Origin of the sequence: Photobacterium sp. MCCC 1A19761 (assembly GCF_037389125.1) — a bacterium.
In the GTDB taxonomy this organism is placed as follows: Bacteria; Pseudomonadota; Gammaproteobacteria; order Enterobacterales; family Vibrionaceae; genus Photobacterium.
The window spans coordinates 1-18513 of record NZ_JAZGTF010000007.1 but is presented as its reverse complement, the minus strand read 5'-3'; the positions used below and the strand labels follow the sequence as shown (position 1 = coordinate 18513).

Annotated in this window: 16 protein-coding genes and 4 pseudogenes; all 20 read left to right on the top strand. The window is 41.9% G+C overall.

Going from position 1 to position 18513, the window contains the following annotated elements; genetic code table 11:
- Positions 1 to 4: 4 nt before the first annotated feature.
- Positions 5 to 211, top strand: coding sequence for a heme exporter protein CcmD (gene ccmD / locus VV869_RS09205; protein ID WP_337734664.1), 207 nt, complete (start codon positions 5 to 7; stop codon positions 209 to 211).
- Positions 208 to 693, top strand: a complete 486-nt coding sequence (ccmE, locus tag VV869_RS09200; protein ID WP_337734663.1) for a cytochrome c maturation protein CcmE — start codon at positions 208 to 210, stop codon at positions 691 to 693. Before ccmD ends, ccmE begins: the two co-directional genes overlap by 4 nt.
- Positions 690 to 2675 carry a heme lyase CcmF/NrfE family subunit gene (locus tag VV869_RS09195; protein WP_337734662.1) on the top strand — a complete coding sequence of 662 codons (1986 nt, stop codon included), beginning with the start codon at positions 690 to 692 and terminating at the stop codon, positions 2673 to 2675. The genes ccmE and VV869_RS09195 overlap by 4 nt, the downstream gene beginning before the upstream one ends.
- Positions 2675 to 3229, top strand: a complete 555-nt coding sequence (locus VV869_RS09190; RefSeq protein ID WP_337734661.1) for a DsbE family thiol:disulfide interchange protein — start codon at positions 2675 to 2677, stop codon at positions 3227 to 3229. Before VV869_RS09195 ends, VV869_RS09190 begins: the two co-directional genes overlap by 1 nt.
- Positions 3226 to 3735 carry a cytochrome c-type biogenesis protein gene (locus VV869_RS09185; protein ID WP_337734660.1) on the top strand — a complete coding sequence of 170 codons (510 nt, stop codon included), beginning with the start codon at positions 3226 to 3228 and terminating at the stop codon, positions 3733 to 3735. Before VV869_RS09190 ends, VV869_RS09185 begins: the two co-directional genes overlap by 4 nt.
- Positions 3732 to 4955, top strand: coding sequence for a c-type cytochrome biogenesis protein CcmI (gene ccmI, locus VV869_RS09180; RefSeq protein ID WP_337734659.1), 1224 nt, complete (start codon positions 3732 to 3734; stop codon positions 4953 to 4955). Before VV869_RS09185 ends, ccmI begins: the two co-directional genes overlap by 4 nt.
- Positions 4956 to 5031: 76 nt before the next feature.
- The gene (locus VV869_RS09175; RefSeq protein WP_337734658.1) at positions 5032 to 5847 is read left to right on the top strand and encodes an MlaA family lipoprotein; all 816 of its coding nucleotides are present in this window, start codon (positions 5032 to 5034) and stop codon (positions 5845 to 5847) included.
- A 340-nt stretch (positions 5848 to 6187) separates the two neighbouring features.
- A complete protein-coding gene (gene rfbB / locus VV869_RS09170; protein WP_337734657.1) occupies positions 6188 to 7255 on the top strand; it encodes a dTDP-glucose 4,6-dehydratase in 1068 nt (355 codons plus the stop codon).
- On the top strand, positions 7255 to 8115 hold the full coding sequence (gene rfbA / locus VV869_RS09165) for a glucose-1-phosphate thymidylyltransferase RfbA (RefSeq protein WP_337734813.1): 861 nt from the start codon (positions 7255 to 7257) through the stop codon (positions 8113 to 8115). Before rfbB ends, rfbA begins: the two co-directional genes overlap by 1 nt.
- A gap of 49 nt (positions 8116 to 8164) precedes the next feature.
- A complete protein-coding gene (locus tag VV869_RS09160; RefSeq protein ID WP_337734656.1) occupies positions 8165 to 8923 on the top strand; it encodes an ABC transporter permease in 759 nt (252 codons plus the stop codon).
- The gene (locus VV869_RS09155; RefSeq protein ID WP_337734655.1) at positions 8923 to 9657 is read left to right on the top strand and encodes an ABC transporter ATP-binding protein; all 735 of its coding nucleotides are present in this window, start codon (positions 8923 to 8925) and stop codon (positions 9655 to 9657) included. The genes VV869_RS09160 and VV869_RS09155 overlap by 1 nt, the downstream gene beginning before the upstream one ends.
- 3 nt (positions 9658 to 9660) lie before the next feature.
- Positions 9661 to 10620, top strand: coding sequence for an NAD-dependent epimerase/dehydratase family protein (locus tag VV869_RS09150; protein WP_337734654.1), 960 nt, complete (start codon positions 9661 to 9663; stop codon positions 10618 to 10620).
- Between the two features lie 2 nt (positions 10621 to 10622).
- Positions 10623 to 11753, top strand: coding sequence for a UDP-galactopyranose mutase (glf, locus tag VV869_RS09145; protein ID WP_337734653.1), 1131 nt, complete (start codon positions 10623 to 10625; stop codon positions 11751 to 11753).
- Positions 11750 to 12640 carry a glycosyltransferase gene (locus tag VV869_RS09140; protein WP_337734652.1) on the top strand — a complete coding sequence of 297 codons (891 nt, stop codon included), beginning with the start codon at positions 11750 to 11752 and terminating at the stop codon, positions 12638 to 12640. The genes glf and VV869_RS09140 overlap by 4 nt, the downstream gene beginning before the upstream one ends.
- Positions 12641 to 14518: a DUF4422 domain-containing protein gene (locus VV869_RS09135; protein WP_337734651.1), complete on the top strand. Its 1878-nt coding sequence runs from the start codon at positions 12641 to 12643 to the stop codon at positions 14516 to 14518.
- Positions 14519 to 14582: 64 nt separating this feature from the next.
- Positions 14583 to 14957, top strand: a pseudogene (locus tag VV869_RS09130) (transposase); the annotation flags it as partial.
- A 102-nt stretch (positions 14958 to 15059) separates the two neighbouring features.
- Positions 15060 to 16095, top strand: a pseudogene (locus VV869_RS09125) (IS3 family transposase).
- Between the two features lie 290 nt (positions 16096 to 16385).
- The gene (locus tag VV869_RS09120; RefSeq protein ID WP_337734649.1) at positions 16386 to 17513 is read left to right on the top strand and encodes a glycosyltransferase family 4 protein; all 1128 of its coding nucleotides are present in this window, start codon (positions 16386 to 16388) and stop codon (positions 17511 to 17513) included.
- Between the two features lie 268 nt (positions 17514 to 17781).
- Positions 17782 to 17988 (top strand): annotated as a pseudogene (locus VV869_RS09115) (transposase); the annotation flags it as partial.
- Between the two features lie 76 nt (positions 17989 to 18064).
- A pseudogene (locus tag VV869_RS09110) lies at positions 18065 to 18388 on the top strand (IS110 family transposase); the annotation flags it as partial.
- Positions 18389 to 18513: the final 125 nt, after the last annotated feature.

Genomic DNA, 18513 nt, shown 5'->3' with positions numbered 1-18513 from the left:
CATTATGCATTTTGACTCTTTCAGTGACTTTTTAGCGATGGGCGGCTATGCCGCTTACGTTTGGGGCGCCTACGGGATCTCATTTGCCGCCTTGCTGTGGATCTTATTTTCAAGCCTGGGCAAGACCCGCCGCCTGTCGGCCGAGATCAAAAACAAAATCGCTCGTGAGCATCGGATTAAAGCTGCGAAAAAACTGGAGAACACACTATGAACCCGAGACGGAAAAAGCGCCTGACGTTAATTGTGGCGTTGGTGGTAGGCCTCGGCGCTACGGTTGGTTTGATGCTTTATGCCTTGAATCAGAATATGGATCTGTTCTATACCCCGACAGAGCTGGTGCAGGGTAAACCTGATGGCACCAAACCATATGTGGGTCAGCGCCTGCGTATTGGGGGCATGGTGGTGGATGGCTCGGTCTCGCGCGATCCAAACTCTTTGAAAGTGAGCTTCCAGGTGGCTGATATCGGCCCGGCCGTGACCGTTGTTTATGACGGGATCTTGCCGGACTTGTTCCGTGAAGGGCAGGGGATTGTCGCCCAGGGTGTTCTGGTGGACGCAACGACGATTGAAGCGCATGAAGTGCTGGCCAAGCACGATGAAGAATACATGCCGCCGGAAATTGCCGAAGCCATGAAGAAAACCCATGAGCCGCTTCAGTACAGCAAAGAGCAAATGCAGGGAAGTGTTCAATGATTGCAGAATTAGGGCATTTCAGCCTGATTATTGCCCTGGGGTTGTCGCTCCTGGTCAGTATTTATCCCTTGTATGGCGCATCGACCGGGAATCAGACCTTGATGCGAATGGCCCGCCCGTTGACCTATGGGGTCTTCGGCATGCTGCTGTTGTCGTTCGTGATTCTGTGTCATGCGTTTTATATCAATGACTTTACCGTCGGTTACGTGGCCAGCAACTCGACCAGTATGTTGCCGTGGTACTACCGGATCACTGCTGTTTGGGGCGCGCACGAAGGTTCGTTGCTGCTGTGGGTACTGATCCAGGCGGCCTGGGCGGCTGCGGTGGCAACGTTCAGTCGTGGCATGCCGCAAGAGTCGGTCTCGCGGGTACTGGCTGTGATGGGGATGATTTCGGTCGGGTTCCTGCTGTTCATTATCTTGACGTCGAATCCGTTTTTGCGCACCTTGCCGTACTTTCCGGTCGAGGGGCGTGACTTGAACCCGCTGCTCCAGGATCCGGGCCTGATCATTCACCCACCGATGCTGTATATGGGCTATGTTGGTTTCTCGGTCGCCTTTGCTTTTGCGATTGCATCCTTGATGACGGGACGGTTGGATACTGCCTGGGCACGCTGGTCGCGTCCGTGGACCATCGCGGCCTGGTCATTTCTGACGCTGGGTATCGCACTTGGCTCCTGGTGGGCCTACTATGAACTCGGCTGGGGAGGCTGGTGGTTCTGGGATCCGGTCGAAAATGCGTCTTTCATGCCGTGGCTGGCCGGGACCGCTTTGATGCACTCGCTGGCAGTGACGGAGAAACGGGGCACATTTAAGGCCTGGACTGTTCTGCTGGCGATTTCGGCATTCTCACTGAGTCTGTTGGGCACCTTCCTGGTTCGCTCTGGCGTCTTGGTTTCGGTGCATGCGTTTGCTTCGGACCCGGCGCGGGGGATGTTTATCCTCGGCTTCCTGATTGTGGTTATCGGTGGCTCGTTGCTGCTCTACGCCCTGCGTGGCGGTCAAATTCGCTCTCATGGCAACTACAGCCTCTTATCACGGGAAAACCTGCTGCTGGCCAATAACCTGTTGCTGGTTGCCGGGTTGCTGGTGGTGCTGATCGGTACCTTGTTGCCGCTGGTTCATAAACAAATTGGCCTAGGGTCGGTGTCTATCGGGGTACCTTTCTTCAATACCCTGTTTACCTGGCTGATGATCCCGTTTGCCTTCTTCCTGGGGATCGGTCCGCTGGTGCGCTGGAAACGTGACCAATTGTCCAGCCTGAGTAAGCAGATGTTGATTTCGGCGGTGATCACGCTGCCGTTGTCCTTTGCGTTGGTTGCCGGTTTCACGGATCGCCTGGAGCCGATGGCCGTCCTGGGAATGGTGATGGCGCTTTGGATCATCGTGATGCATGGATTCGAGTTGTATGAGCGCGCGACCCATCGTCATTCTCTGATGACCGGCTTAGGCAAGTTGGGCCGGAGCCACTGGGCGATGGTGTTGGGTCATATCGGCCTGGCGATTTCGGTCATCGGGATCACCCTGGTCTCAAACTACGATATTGAGAAAGATGTGCGGTTGGCACCCGGGGAAACGGTCACCCTACAGGATTATGATTTCCACTTTGCTGGTCTGCGTAATGCAGACGGTCCGAATTACGACGGTTACATTGCGGATATCAACATCAGCCGCAATGGTAAGCCGGTGACTGTATTGCACGCCGAGAAGCGTTTCTACAGTGTTGCGGGCTCGATGATGACTGAAGCGGCGATTGACAGCGGCGTGACCCGAGACCTGTATGTCGCATTGGGAGAACGCCTGACCGATGACGCTTGGGCGATCCGGATTTACTACAAACCGTTTGTGAACTGGATTTGGTTTGGTGCAACCCTGATGGCACTGGGTGGCGCAATGGCGATTAGCGATAAACGCTACCGTTTCCGGAAGACAGCAAAAGCTGCCCGGCAGGCGAAAATGGATCGTGAAGCTGAGGTTCACTGATGAATAAGAAACTTCTATTTATTCCGCTGGCCGCGTTTCTGGCTCTGGCCGTGGTGCTGATGGTTCAGTTGACCCGCAATGCTGAGGGTGATGACCCGACCAAGCTGGAATCGGTACTGGTCGGGAAACCCGTTCCGGCCTTTAAGCTCGAAGATCTGGTGGAAGCCGGCAAACTCTATGAGCAGGATATCTTCAAGGGTGAGCCGCTCTTGCTGAACGTGTGGGCGACCTGGTGTCCGACCTGTTATGCCGAGCACACGTATCTCAACGAACTGGCGTCTCAGGGCGTGAAAATCATCGGCCTGAACTATAAAGACGAGCGGTTGAAAGCCATTCGTTGGCTCAATGATCTCGGCAACCCCTATCTGCATAGTCTGTTTGACGGCAACGGCATGTTGGGGATGGACTTGGGCGTTTATGGTGCGCCGGAAACCTTCCTGATTGATGCGAACGGAATTATCCGTTATCGCCATGTCGGTGATGTGAATGCCCGGAATTGGTCAGAGACGCTGGAGCCGATGTACCAGGCGTTGCTGGAGGAAGCCAAAGGATGAGAAAGCAAGTTGCAGCGCTGCTGCTTGGGTTGGGATTGGCACTGAGTTTGGCTTTGCCGGTGACAGCCGCGATTGATGTTTATGAATTTGAAAGCGCAGCGCAGGAAAAAGATTTCCATGAGCTGACCGCAACGCTGCGGTGTCCGAAGTGTCAGAATAACAGCATTGCAGACTCGAATGCTGAACTGGCCAAAGATATGCGCCAGAAAGCCTTTGAGATGCTTCATGAAGGGAAGAGCAAACAGGATGTCGTGGATTACATGATTGCCCGCTACGGTAATTTTGTCACCTATGATCCGCCGTTGATGCTCTCAACGATCATTTTGTGGCTGGGGCCGGTGTTGTTTATCGTGATCGGCTTTACCGTACTGGTCGCCCGCTCGCGAAAACACGGTGCGGCAAAATCTTCGGCGGTGATGGATGCCGGCGAAGCCGCACGGCTGAAATCCTTGTTGGACGAGATTGAATCTTCAAAACCAAATGATGACGGGAAGGTGAAGGAATGACGTTGTTTTGGTTAGTAACCGTCGCTTTGGTTGTGCTGGCGATCCTGATTTTTGTGGCGCCGGTCTTTTTTGGCAAGCCGCAGGATGATACCGCCAGCCGTGACGAGTTGAACAAGGCATTTTTTAAAGACCGGGTTGGCGAGCTCGAATCGGAAGCCGATGAAGGCTTGGTGTCGAACCGTGAGGAACTGGTCACTGAGCTGCAACAGTCTCTGCTGGATGATGTTCCGGTGCAGTCTGAGCAGCGTAAGGCGAAAAGTAGCCCGGCCATTCTGATCCCGGGCATCCTGATCCTGATCGGTGTTAGTTACGGCTTATATCTGACGGTCGGGAGCCTGAATAAAGTTGACACCTGGCAGCAGACTGTTCAGAAGTTGCCGGAACTGTCGAAGCGTCTGATGCAAGGGGATAATGCTGCGCCGCTGACGGATCAGGAAATGGATGATTTGACGCTGGGACTGCGTACCAGGCTGCATGAAACTCCGGATGACGCCACGGGGTGGCTGTTACTGGGGCGGATTGGCATGGCGAACCGTGATGCCGATACTGCGCAAGGTGCCATGAAACGAGCTTATACACTGGATCCGAACAATCCGGAAGTTCAATTGAGTTATGCTCAAACCCTGATGATGATTGGTGATCCGGCTCAAAGCGAGCAAGCGCGCCGGTTGCTGAAGGCTGTGGTGAAACAAGATCATGCCAACCTTCGTGCGTTGTCGTTGCTGGCCTTTGATGCCTATGAGCGCTCGGATTATGAGCAGGCGGTGTCTTACTGGACGATGATGAAAACCCTGATTGGGGATAGTGATCCTCGCGCACAGATGCTCGACCGAAGCATTGAAAGGGCACAGGCGCAATTGCAGGCGGTCAATAACGCCGCGAACGGTAATGCCAGCGTCGCCGTGAAAATTGAATTGGATCCAACAGTGACCCTGCCGGCTCAGGGGGTGGTGATTGTCTCAGTCCACTCGGCAGATGGTGCCCCGATGCCGGTTGCTGCACGTCGGATCCCGTTGTCTGAGTTTCCAATGACTCTGACCTTGACTGACGGCGATAGCATGATCCCGGAGCGGCTGATGTCTTCTTTACCAAACCTGATTGTCAAAGCCCGGATTGATACCGATGGTAATGTGACGACCAAGCAGGGGGATTGGTATGGCCAGAGTGAAGTCATTCCGTTGGGTGGTTCCACCAATGTTCTGATTAACAAACAATACTGATCACACAAGACTGGCACAAAGCGAGCAGGCTGGATATCATTGTCCGGTCTGCTTTTTTGTTTCATAGGGTATCTCTTTGAAAAAAATCATATTACTCGCTTGTTTGTTCGGATTGCTGCTGACCGGTTGTGCAGAGACACCCAATGACGACACCGCAGATGCGGTGGCAGCGGAAACCAATGTTGTCCAGGTCGAAGCGGAACCTGAATATAATGTCGTAGGAACCTATGATCCCTTTGAGGGTTTCAACCGTGCAATGTGGGACCTAAACTACAACTATCTGGACCCTTACATCGCCCGGCCGGTCTCTCTGGCATACGTTGATTATGTCCCTTCCCCCTTGCGAAGCGGGATCCGCAACTTCCTGTCCAACCTGGATGAGCCGGCGAATATGGTGAACAGCATCATTATGTTTGATGGCGAGCAGGCGGTGACTCACTTCAACCGTTTCTGGATCAATACGGTATTCGGGATTGGCGGATTGATTGATATCGCCACGGCAGCAGATATCCGCAAGCCAGCTGAACCAGGTTTCGGGGATGCGATGGGCTATCACGGTGTCCCGAATGGACCGTACTTTATGGTGCCTTTCTATGGCCCTACGACCCTGCGAGAGGGAACCGGTGATTATGTTGACGGTTTGTATGCGCCGCTGAGTTTGTTGACCTTCTGGCAGAGTCTGGGCAAATGGGTCTTTGAAGGCATGGAAGATCGCGCAGCGCTGGTCTCCCAGGAAGCAATGCTGAAAGATTCGCCGGATTCATATATCTTCACCCGTGATGCCTACATTCAGAACCGAAATTTCCGCGCCAGCGGTGGTGAGCTGGAACTCGAAGCGCCGCAAGATGAAGAGTATCTGGATGACTTCCTTGATGAGATTAATGAGTATTAACGATACTTGTTGAATGGTGATTCCTTGAAATGAATGGCTCCTGCATGCAGGAGCCATTTTTCTAATGCGCCAACTGAATTTTGGTCAAAATGAGATTTAATCTCAGCCTCATTAAAAATTGATGCATTGAGTTACATTAGGTTCTTAACCTATTGAATATTAAGGGGTGATAAACTCATCATTTAATATTTTTTCAGGTTGGAACCAAAGCAGCTGTTTTGGTAGAATACGGCTCAGTTTACTTAACTGGTTGAATGGCTTTTAACCAGTTTTATCATTTAGACGCTGTGGGGATGCGATTAACCTCAGGGCGGTAGCGTGCTTAAATATAAGGACTGGCATGAAAATTTTAGTAACAGGTGGTGCAGGCTTCATTGGTTCTGCGGTTGTACGCCACATTATTAACCAGACCCAAGATTCAGTGGTGAATGTCGATAAATTGACTTATGCAGGAAACTTAGAATCACTCCTGTCAGTTAAAGACGACAGTCGCTATGCTTTTGAGCAAGCGGACATCTGTGATCGCGACGCGATGGCTCGCGTCTTTGAGGTGCACCAACCAGATTTGGTGATGCACCTGGCAGCAGAGAGCCATGTAGACCGTTCTATTGACGGCCCGGCAGCTTTTATCGAAACCAATATTGTCGGGACTTATACCTTACTGGAAGTCGCGCGAAGCTACTGGAATCAGATGGATGACAGTCGTAAAGCTGCATTTCGCTTTCATCATATCTCTACTGATGAAGTGTACGGTGATTTGGAAGGCACGGACGATCTGTTCACCGAGGAGACGTCTTACGAGCCATCAAGTCCGTATTCTGCGTCCAAGGCATCCAGTGACCACCTTGTTCGTGCCTGGTTACGTACCTATGGCTTGCCGACGATTGTGACCAACTGCTCTAATAACTACGGTCCGTATCATTTTCCGGAAAAACTGATCCCGTTGATGATCTTGAATGCCTTAGAAGGTAAAGCGCTGCCGGTATACGGAGATGGCATGCAAATTCGTGACTGGCTGTATGTGGAAGATCATGCGTCAGCACTTTACAAAGTCGTGACCGAAGGCGAGGTTGGTGAGACGTACAATATCGGTGGCCACAACGAAAAAGCAAACATTGACGTTGTGAAAACGATTTGCACACTGCTTGAAGAGCTGGTACCAGCGAAACCTGAAGGCGTTGCCCATTACCAGGATTTGATCACCTATGTGAAAGACCGCCCGGGCCATGATGTGCGCTATGCCATTGATGCTTCGAAAATTGAACGTGAGCTGGGCTGGAAGCCGGCAGAAACTTTTGAGTCCGGTATTCGTAAGACGGTTCAATGGTATCTTAGCAACAAAGATTGGTGGAGCCGGGTTTTGGACGGTTCGTATAGCCGTGAGCGTTTAGGGGCGGAGGTTGAATGATGAAAGGAATTATTCTCGCTGGTGGCTCAGGCACGCGCCTCTATCCCATTACCCGTGGTGTCTCAAAGCAATTGTTGCCGGTTTACGATAAGCCAATGATTTACTACCCGCTTTCAACTCTAATGCTGGCGGGGATCCGGGACATTTTGGTCATTACCACTCCAGAAGACAATGAAGGCTTTAAGCGTTTATTGGGCGATGGTAGTGACTTTGGAATTAATCTGAAGTATGCAGTTCAAGAGAGTCCGGATGGCTTGGCGCAAGCATTTCTGATCGGCGAGGATTTCATTGGGAATGATCAGTGCTGTCTCGTACTTGGAGACAATATCTATTATGGTCAGGCTTTCAGCCAAACATTACAAAATGCAGTAAGCCGAAAGCACGGTGCAACAGTTTTTGGATACCATGTAAAAGATCCAGAACGTTTTGGTGTCGTTGAGTTTGATAAGGATATGAAAGCCTTATCAATTGAAGAAAAGCCTGAAAATCCTAAGTCGAATTGGGCTGTTACAGGCTTATACTTTTATGATAATAGAGTTGTTGAATTTGCAAAGAAAGTAAAGCCTTCTTCTCGTGGTGAGCTTGAAATTACCAGTATTAACCAAATGTACTTGGAAGAAGATAATTTGAATGTTGAATTACTCGGTCGAGGTTTTGCTTGGTTGGATACTGGGACACATGAGAGTTTACATGAAGCATCTTCCTTCGTACAAACGATTGAACATGTTCAGGGGTTGAAAGTTGCTTGTCTCGAAGAAATTGCATGGCGTAACGGCTGGCTAAGTGATGAAGAAGTGAAGTCACTAGCAACTAATATGTTGAAAAACGAATACGGAAAGTATTTAAATTCTTTAGTTTAATTATTTAAGACTCATGGCTCAAAGCCATGGGTCTTAAAATGAGAAAATAATGAATAATATTATTGATGTAATTTTAGTTCTTACACAAAAAGAAATAAAAGTCAGATATAAAGGTAGTATATTAGGATACCTATGGTCAATTATTCACCCTCTGCTATTTTCTTTAGTTTTCTTTGTGGCCTTTAAAATTTTCATGAGGGTGCCAATAGAAAATTATACACTTTTCTTAATTTGTGCATTATTTCCTTGGCAGTTTTTCGCGAATTCTACTTTAGTATCTATTAATTCATATTTAGCTAATGCTCAAATCGTAAAAAAAACAAACTTCCCTCGGTTTACTTTGCCACTAAGTAACATATTAATGGAAACGGTTCACTTCCTAATATCTGTTCCTGTGATAATAGCGTTCCTATATTACTATAATGTTAGCCCTAATTATTTATCACTTATAACATACATGCCATTTCTGTTAGCTTTGCAAGTTATATTTACCTATGGAATTAGTTTAACTTTTTCATCTCTCAATGTTTTATTCAGAGATACAGAAAGGTTTATTTCTATTGGTATTATGCTTTTGTTTTATATGACCCCAATTATATATTCAGTTGATCTGATACCTGAAGAATATGCTAGTTTTATAAAGTATAACCCAATGTCGTCTTTTGTTACATCATGGCGAGACCTGTTTATAACAGGAGAAATTGAAAATAAGTATTTTGTTTCTATGTTAGCTAGTACAATCATATCAATAACGGTTGGAGTTATAACATATCAGAAGCTAAAGTATAAATTTGCAGAGATATTATAATGAGCACAAAAATAGAATTTATATCAGTAGTAAAAGATTATTTACTTTATTCAAAATTACCATATGGAATTAAAGGGATAATTTTTTCTCCGCTCAAGAGCTTTAGAGCTTTAAAGGCAAATACTTTTAGAGTTCTGAATAATGTCTCTTTCTCAATCGAAGAAGGTGAAGTTGTTGCCATTATTGGTAAAAATGGAGCAGGGAAAAGTACATCTTTAGCTCTAACCGCTGGTGTAATGAAGCCAACGAGTGGAGAAGTTAAGGTTAATGGCAGAATAGCTCCTATGCTTGAACTTGGTGGTGGGTTCCACTTTGAGTTGACGGGAAGAGAAAATATTATTTTAAATGCCTGTTTACTTGGCTTAAAAAAGAGAGTTATTGAAGAAAGAATTGATAAAATCATTGAATACTCAGAACTTCAAGAATTCATTGATCAACCTATACGGACTTATTCAAGTGGAATGTTGGCCAGATTAGGGTTTTCAATAATTACGCAATTAGAACCAGATATTATTATCGTGGATGAGGTTCTTGCAGTTGGCGATCGAAACTTTCAAGAAAAATGCTATAAAACAATAAGAGAATTTAAAGAAAAAGGAGTAACAATTCTCTTAGTTTCACATAATATGAGTGATGTCCTAGCGTTGTGTGATAAAGTTATTTGGATTGAAAATCACATAGTTAAACAAATTGGAACTCCAGAACAGATCGTACCGCTCTACTTGGAAAGCTGAATAATGAATGATAGAAAGAAAGTTTTAATTACCGGAGCTGGTGGTTTTATTGGTAAAAGTTTGACAAGAACTTTAATCGAGCAAGGTTATAAAGTTCTTGCGATTGATATATGTGATATTCCTGAATCTTTGATACCATATTCTGATGATATAAATTGGATAAATGAAAGTTTTATCAACATAATCGATGATCCAGAATTTTATGAAACAAATATTAAAAAAGGTAACGTTGAATATGCTATACACTTAGCTACAACACTGTTTCCTAGTGAGTCTGTTAATAAGATAGAAGATGATTGCTATGAGAATGTCTTCTGCACAGTAAAGCTTTTCTCAAATTTATATAGTTTTGGTTGCAAAAAAATATTATATGCCTCATCCGGAGGTACTGTTTACGGGTTTAATGAAAATAATACTCCGTTTTACGAATATGATAAGTTGAGCCCAGAAATTCCCTATGGCCTTACAAAGGCAACTTGTGAACAATATTTAAGACTGTTATCTAAGAAATATGATGCAGCTGGAATCTCTATTCGTATATCTAATCCATATGGTGAAGAGCAGCGTTTGGTTGGTAATCAAGGCGTAATCCCGATTTTCATGAATAAGATATATACTGAAGCGGGAATTGAAGTTTTTGGCAACATTGAATCTAAACGTGATTATATTTATATAGATGATCTTATTGATGGTTTTGTGAAATGTCTAGATTATCTTGGAGACCAAGATGTTTTTAATCTCTGCTACGGAAAATCATATAGCGTTAAGGATATAATCAGTATATTAGAAAGTAAATTACATAAGAAAGCCAAGATCATGGTTAGCGATAAATCAAATGGACCTGTCAAAAATGTAATCTTAGCCAATGAATTGGCTAGAAAAGAATTGAATTGGTATCCTAAAGTTAACCTAGAAAGTGGAATCAAAGCCCTAGTATTACATCATGATTTAGTGGAGCGTTAATTGTGAAAAAAGTCTTAATTATTGGTGCTGGTTTCAGTGGTTTAACTATAGCTTATAAATTGGCAAATGCAGGAATTAAAGTTAAAGTAATCGAAGAAAGAAATCATATAGGCGGCAATTGCTTTGATGAGAGAGATCAGAAGACCGGGATCAATATTCATGTTTATGGGCCACATATATTTCATACTGATGATAAAGAAGTTTGGGACTTTGTAAATAGCTTTGCTGAGTTTAAACCTTATATTACAAGAATTAAAGCGACAGCCAAAGGTCAAGTATATTCATTGCCGGTAAATTTACATACTATCAATCAATACTATTCAGCGAATCTTTCGCCTAAAGAAGCAGAGGAGTTAATTGCTAGTAAGGGTGATCAATCGATTACTGAACCTAAATCATTTGAAGAACAAGCAATAAAGTTTGTTGGTTATGATTTGTATAAAACTTTTTTCCATGGTTACCCGAAAAAGCAATGGGGTATGGAGCCTAGTAAAATCCCAGCATCGGTTTTGAAAAGACTTCCTGTAAGATTTAATTATGATGATAATTATTTCTTTCATAAATATCAGGGTATTCCTGAAAATGGATATACAGAATTGTTTTACAACATACTTAATTCTAATGATAATATTGAAATAGAATTTTCTCGTTCAATATCAAGAAATGATATTGATGCAATGTTGAAAGAAAATTTTGATCATGTCTTTTTTACTGGAGCTACAGATAAATTTTATGGCTACCGTCATGGCCGTTTGGAATATAGAACATTAAAATTTGAAAAGTTTTATGATAAAGGTGATTACCAAGGCTGTGCGGTAATGTCTTATTGCGATGAAAATATACCGTTTACTAGAATTACTGAGCATAAGTTTTTTACCCCGTGGGAAAAGCATAATGATACTGTATACTATAAAGAATATAGTAGTCTATGTGGTAAGGATGATACACCATATTATCCAGTAAGACATGTAAATGGAGATCAGATGTGGAATAGTTATGAGGAAATCATATCTAAAGAGAAAAACATAACATTTGTTGGCAGGCTTGCAACTTACCGATATATGGATATGGATGTTTGTATTCGCGAAGCAATTAATATCTCTAATGAATTCATTAGACAGTATAACTTATGATTGAATTAATTTGTATCATAGTATCTTTTAATCGTAGGGATAAACTAGAAACTTCAATACAATATTGTCTAAAGAATGGAGCATCAAAAGTTATTATCATTGATAATAACTCTAAATCTGATGTTCAATATTTACTTGATGGCTTAGTAGATGAAGAGAAGTTGTTTATAGTTAGAAATACAACTAATATTGGAGCAACTGCAGCATTCTACCAAGGAATTACATTTTTACCAGAATTAGCAAAAACCGATTCTGCAGTTGTTACTTTTTTAGATGATGATGCCTATATATCTGAAACCTTTATTCATCAATTAAGTGATTTAGATATTTCAAATAGATTTATTGCCCCTAAAGTAACGGATGTTCAAGGTAACCTTTTGTTAATGAATAAACCATTAATAGATCTCCCTGAATCACTATACTCTACCGTTAGGTATTTAATTCATAGGCCAACACCAACAGATTTTAATAAACCCCAAAAAATTCGATGTGCCTCTTTTGTTGGATTAACAATGAAGGTGAAATTGGCTTATCAATATAAACAACTCTTACCTAAAGATTTCTTTTTATATAATGATGATGTTTATTTTACAGCTAGTATGACGAAGAATTTAATAGATGGGGAATTTGTGCCTCAACTTCATGTGTTACATGATACAAATGATAAAAGAAGAGCGCAATCGAGTGAGAAATTATTTTTCATTTTTAGAAATGGTGTAATTACTCATCATCTAATGTCACGCAAGTGGTGGTGGATAATTATTTCGGCTAAGACAATACATTATGCTTTACATATCTTAGCTGATGATGATAAACATAAAATTAAACGCATCGGTGTCATTTTTAAAGCAATCAGTAATGGCTACAGTAAGCTGTCGGAGAAATAAATGAGTTTTGCTATCTATACAACCCATTATTCAGAATCAGATTATATTCCAGTATCTGGTTTTTATCCTATTCAGGTTGGAAAAGCGTTAACAGAGAAGCAATTTTGTGCCATTACAGATGCTACTGGTGATAATATTTCAGTGAAAAATCCTGAATATTGTGAATTGACGGCACAGTATTGGGTTTGGAAAAATAAATTAAAACATGACTACATTGGTTTTATGCATTATCGCCGACATGTTTGTTTCAATGAAAGTATTAATAGAAAAAAAAATGATTGGGGACTAATTGAGTTTGATAAGATCGACTCTAACTATATTAAAGAGTGTGGGTTAGATCAGAAAACCATTTCAGATGCACTTAATGGTTTTGACATACTTGTTGCTGAAGAATGGGATGTAAGTAATGCTGGAGCAACAAGTAATTATGATTTGTACCTCAAAACAGATTTTTTGCATATAAGTGATTATGATAAAGCCATTCGTATAATTAATGAATCATATCCTGAATTTAATGAAGCGGTAAAAAAATACAATAACTCTAACAAAGGTTTTTATACGAATATTTTTATAATGAGAAAAGAAGTTTATGAAAAATATTCTGAGTGGTTGTTTGATATTTTAAGTAAACTGGAAAATCAGTTAGATTTGTCTACTTACTCTCAAGTTGAAAAAAGAGTTATAGGACATATTGCGGAAAGGTTATTTGGTATATATTTAACTAAAGTAAAAAACGACGGTGATTTTAAAATTAAGCAGTTAAAGAGAACTATCGTAAATAATACAAATTGTTATGTTAATTATCCTGAACCAAGCTTTTCTGTAAATAATACACCTATTATTCTTAACTTTAATGATAAATATTCACATGTTGGAGGGGTGTTAATACAGTCTTTAATTGAATGTTCTAATTCTGATATGAATTATGATATTTTTATCCTTGAAAACTCAATTAGCGAAAAGAATAAAGTAAAATTAGTAAAGTTAGTTAAAAGTTTAACTAATTTCAAAATTTCTTTCTTGGACATGAATAAGTTTGATGTATTTTCCAAACTACATACGCATGCTCATTTTTCTAAAGAAACATATTATAGACTGTATATACCAAAGTTGTTCTTTAACTTTGAACGTGTGATATATATCGACGCGGATATGATTGTACAACGTGATGTCCATGAGTTAATGAATATTGATCTTGAACAACAACCAATAGCAGCAGTTCAATGCTATGTAATGCAGATGATGATACAAGATCGAGTTCTATCTCATATAGAATCTGGATGTAAGCCTGCTGATTTGTATGTGAAGAATTATTTAGGCCTCGATGATCCTAGCCGATACTTTCAAGCGGGCCTATTAGTTATGGATATCCCACAACTAAATAAAATTGATTTTACTAATAAATCTGAATCATTGCTTACTGATAATTATTATTGGTTTCTTGACCAAGATATAATGAACGCTGTAATCAACGGTAGAGTAAAATTGATTGAATTTAATTGGAATACCCTACATGGTAATTCAACTGATAATCAGTTAGTTAAGAAACTGCCATATGAGTTACGCTCCTCGTATCTTGCTGCTTGTATAAATCCATATATTGTTCATTATGCAGGTGATAGAAAGCCATGGCTAGATAGACATGTGATGTTTGCTGATTTATGGTGGGGTTTTTTTTCAAGGACTCCTTGGTTTATTGATGATTTATTATCAAGGTTTGAAAAATTAGAAAACAGTAATTATCTGTATTCTAAGAGTATATTTATTAAGTTGAGAAATAAATTAATATTTATTGTTAATAAATCTCTTCCGATAGGTACAAAGCGTAGAATCGTTTCTTTGAAATTTTATCGAAGATTTAGAGCTTATTTATCGTAGTGGTTGGTAGTGTTCAATTTTTTGTGTCTTTTCCTATACTTCCTGAAAAAGGGAGAGACACATCATGGCTAATAAATACGAAATCGATATCCAGGCATTTGCTAAGGCGCTTCAATCTGGTCAAAACCTCAATGGCAAGGATGGCCTTCTCTCGCCGCTGATCAAACTGATTACTGAAGCCGCCCTGGGGGCTGAGGTGAACGAGCACCTGTCAAAAGAGATTTTGACTAATAGCAGAAATGGCTCATCTAAAAAGACCGTCAAGACATCTTCGGGTGAGTTTGAATTGGAAACGCCGAGAGACCGAAACGGCTCATTCGAGCCGCAAACGGTCAAGAAATACCAGACCCGCCTGACAGACGAGATGGAGGGCAAGATCCTCTCCCTGTTCGCGCTTGATAACAGCTATCAGAACATCCGAGAGCACCCCTTAGATCTCGGTAATCCCCCCGAAAAATAACAGCAGCAAAAAGTAGAATTTTCTCATAATCTACACGAAAGGAGATTCTGCATGAAAAAATCACGGTACACGGACAGTTAGATCCTGGCGATCTTATAACAGGCAGAAACAGGTATACCTGTGCCAGAACTCTGCCGCGAACATGAGCAGTGCAACTTTCCATAAGTGGCGCGCCAATTACGGTGGTATGGATGCCTCTCTCATGGCGTGACTGAAAGAATTGGAAGATAAAAACTGTCGTGTGAAAAAGATGTATGCCGAGGAGCGCCTCAAGGCTGAAGTCATCGAAGACGCAATGGAAAAAGTGGTAAAGCCCTGTGAGCGATGCTTGCTTGCTCAGCATTCGGTGGCGCGCTTTTCAATTAGCATTCGCAAGGCTTGCCGGTGGTTCGGCCTCAGCGAAACCGGGTACCGTTATCAGCCTAAGATGGCAACGGAAAACGCTGAGATAGCTCAATGGCTTGTCACGCTCACTTCTGAGCAAAGTGACTGGGGCTTCGGGCTATGTTTTGATTATTTGCGCAATGTTAAAGGCTTCCTGTGGAGTCATAAGCGGGTTTACCGTATCTACTGTGAGTTGGCACTGAACCTACGGATATTTCCCCGGAGAAGGCTCTACCGAAACAAGCCGGAACCATTGTAAGAGCCGACGTGCGCCGCTCAAGTCTGGTCGTTGGACTTCATGCATTACCAATTGTCGGATGGACGGAACTACAGGCTACCCAATATCATCGATGACTTCCGCCGTGAGGCATCGCGATTGAAGCGGGCTTTTCGCTGCCGGCACTGCGTGTGATTAGAGTACTGGAACAACTTTTAGAGTGGCGTGACACACCAGTTGCTATTCGTTGTGATAATGGTCCCGAGTTCATTTCCCATGAGTTTACAGCGTGGGCAAAAAGAAAGGGATACGAATCGATTATATTCAGCCAGGCAATCACAACAGAACGCGTATATTGAGCGTCATAATCGTACGATGAGATATAGCTGGGTGAGCAAACATCTGTTTGACTCACTGGATGAAGTTCAAGACTATGCAACAAAATGGTTGTGGTTCTACAATCATGAACGACCACACAAGGCCAACGGAGGGAAGCCACCTTTGATGGCAGCTTAACTTCTACTTTTAACTGCGGTTAAAAATGGGAGGATTACCGTGAGTCATGACGAGATAGCGAAAATATAGCTCGAATATACCTGGGACGAGGAAATGTCTTGAATTTACGCTGCGTAAAATGATGTATGAAGAACTACGTCAGGCTGCATAAATGGGTATTGTACTTGAGAGTTGAATTCGAGATTTACTCTATTATTATGTTTACTATTCAGTCTTCTTTCATTTTTTGTGTAGTCAATTTCAAGGTTGTACAGGCTAGTGATAGTATTTTTGATCTAATGAGAGAATATATGATAAATAAAAATTTGGTTTTTGTTATTAATGTAGATTGGTATTTTTGTTTGCATTGGATTGAGCGAGCTACCTATTTTAAGGAATTAGGTTTTAATGTTCATGTTATTTCAAATTTCACCAATGAATCGATTAAATCTCAACTTATACAGTCTGGATTTACATGCCATCAGTTTGGCTTAAAGCGAAAGAGTGTGAATCCTTTTCATGAGATTAGTTCGTTTATTGAACTTAAAAGGTTAATTTCTTCATTACAACCTGATTTAATTCACTGTGTAACAGTTAAGCCAAACATTTACACGGGTTTGATCAATAGATTTTTTGTTAAAAAACCTATTATATATAGCATAACAGGTTTGGGTTTGATCTTTAGCTCTTCATCTGTGAAATTTAAGGTTTTGAAGTTGATAATTTGCTTTCTTTATAGATTGGTTTCTATGGGTAATGCAAGATTTATTTTTGAAAATTCTGATGATTTTAAATTATTTCTTTGTGAGGGTATTGTTAAAAATGGTAACGGTCTTGTAATTAAAGGGGCGGGTATTGATTTGAACCGTTTCCAGCCATCAGTTGCGCCAGGTAATAATACAGTATTATTCGCAGCAAGATTGTTAAGAGATAAAGGTCTTCATGAATTAGTTGAAGCAAAGCGTAGACTTTCTAATAGAGGGATTAATTTTACATTAAAAGTTGCTGGTATTATCGACACTGATGTATCTTCAGCTATACCAATGGAGCAGATTAATACTTGGTCGGAAAGTGGTGATATTATTTGGTTAGGTAATGTTTCTGATATGCCTTCTTTAATAAAGTCTTGTGATATAGTTTGCTTACCTACTACATATGGTGAAGGCGTACCAAGGATATTAATCGAGGCTGCTTCTTGTCAGCGGGCGATTGTAACAACAGATGTTGTTGGTTGTCGAGAAATAGTATCAGATACTTATAATGGTTTTTTAGTGAAACCAGCTGATCCTGACTCTCTTGCTACTGCTCTTGAGAAGTTGTTGGCCGATAGCGATATAGTTAATCTCTTTGGTGCAAATGGACGAATAAAAGTTGAAGCTGAGTTTTCTCAAGAACAGGTTTTTCAGAAAACAAAAAATGTATATAATGAATTATTATAATCGCTGAATGATGGGGCTTTATTTAAATAATCGAAGCTCATAATGAACTTTCTATAATCATAATGAATGAGGTTCTGGTGTTGGAATTCAAGATCAATTAAATCAATGTAAAGGCAATCACTCTACTGTTCTCTAAATAGTTGTACAAAATGCAACGGTTTATTTTATAAACTTAGTGGAAAATTGGCTAGTAATTGGTAATCCTCCCGAAAAATAACAGCATTAAAAAGTAGAATTTTCTCGTAACCTAAACGAAAGGAGATTCTGCATGAAAAAATCACGGTACACGGACAGTCAGATCCTAGCGATCTTAAAACAGGCAGAAGTAGGTACACCTGTGCCAGAGCTCTGCCGCGAACATGGTATGAGCAGTGCAACTTTCTATAAGTGGCGAGCCAAATACGGCGGTATGGATGCATCTCTCATGGCACGGCTAAAAGAATTGGAAGATGAAAACCGTCGTTTGAAGAAGATGTAGGCTTTGTTAATGATATGGACACTTCCACTCACCACCTACACTAACAGTTGGTGAACTGAATGAGGAAGAGACCATGACCATCGTATCCTTAGGTATCGATTTAGCTAAATCATCTTTTGCTTTGCATGGCGTTGATTCATCAGGAAAAGTTCTTCTTAAGAAAAACGTCAGTAGAAAGAAGTTATCCGAGACGATAATCAATATCCCTCCCTGTCTTATCGGTATGGAAGCTTGCGCCAGTGCTCACTATTGGGCGAGATTATTCAAGCAATTTGGTCATGACGTAAAGCTCATGCCTCCACAGTTTGTTAAGCCCTATGTGAAATCAAATAAGAATGATATCGCTGATGCTGAAGCAATTTGTGAAGCTGTGACTCGTCCTAACATGCGTTTCGTGCGGCTTTGTTGACTAAATCGGCGTGAACTTTTCTTGCAGTCAGTGATCTGATCTTGTGACGTTTACTGACAGGCCACCCTCATGGGAAAAAGCACTTACCGAACAGATAACTGGAAAGAGTACAA

Coding starts and splice junctions, on each gene's coding strand:
- ccmD (WP_337734664.1), top strand. CDS start 5: ATGCATTTTGACTCTTTCAGTGACTTTTTAGCGATGGGCGGCTATGCC.
- ccmE (WP_337734663.1), top strand. CDS start 208: ATGAACCCGAGACGGAAAAAGCGCCTGACGTTAATTGTGGCGTTGGTG.
- VV869_RS09195 (WP_337734662.1), top strand. CDS start 690: ATGATTGCAGAATTAGGGCATTTCAGCCTGATTATTGCCCTGGGGTTG.
- VV869_RS09190 (WP_337734661.1), top strand. CDS start 2,675: ATGAATAAGAAACTTCTATTTATTCCGCTGGCCGCGTTTCTGGCTCTG.
- VV869_RS09185 (WP_337734660.1), top strand. CDS start 3,226: ATGAGAAAGCAAGTTGCAGCGCTGCTGCTTGGGTTGGGATTGGCACTG.
- ccmI (WP_337734659.1), top strand. CDS start 3,732: ATGACGTTGTTTTGGTTAGTAACCGTCGCTTTGGTTGTGCTGGCGATC.
- rfbB (WP_337734657.1), top strand. CDS start 6,188: ATGAAAATTTTAGTAACAGGTGGTGCAGGCTTCATTGGTTCTGCGGTT.
- rfbA (WP_337734813.1), top strand. CDS start 7,255: ATGAAAGGAATTATTCTCGCTGGTGGCTCAGGCACGCGCCTCTATCCC.
- VV869_RS09160 (WP_337734656.1), top strand. CDS start 8,165: ATGAATAATATTATTGATGTAATTTTAGTTCTTACACAAAAAGAAATA.
- VV869_RS09155 (WP_337734655.1), top strand. CDS start 8,923: ATGAGCACAAAAATAGAATTTATATCAGTAGTAAAAGATTATTTACTT.
- VV869_RS09150 (WP_337734654.1), top strand. CDS start 9,661: ATGAATGATAGAAAGAAAGTTTTAATTACCGGAGCTGGTGGTTTTATT.
- VV869_RS09140 (WP_337734652.1), top strand. CDS start 11,750: ATGATTGAATTAATTTGTATCATAGTATCTTTTAATCGTAGGGATAAA.
- VV869_RS09135 (WP_337734651.1), top strand. CDS start 12,641: ATGAGTTTTGCTATCTATACAACCCATTATTCAGAATCAGATTATATT.
- VV869_RS09120 (WP_337734649.1), top strand. CDS start 16,386: ATGATAAATAAAAATTTGGTTTTTGTTATTAATGTAGATTGGTATTTT.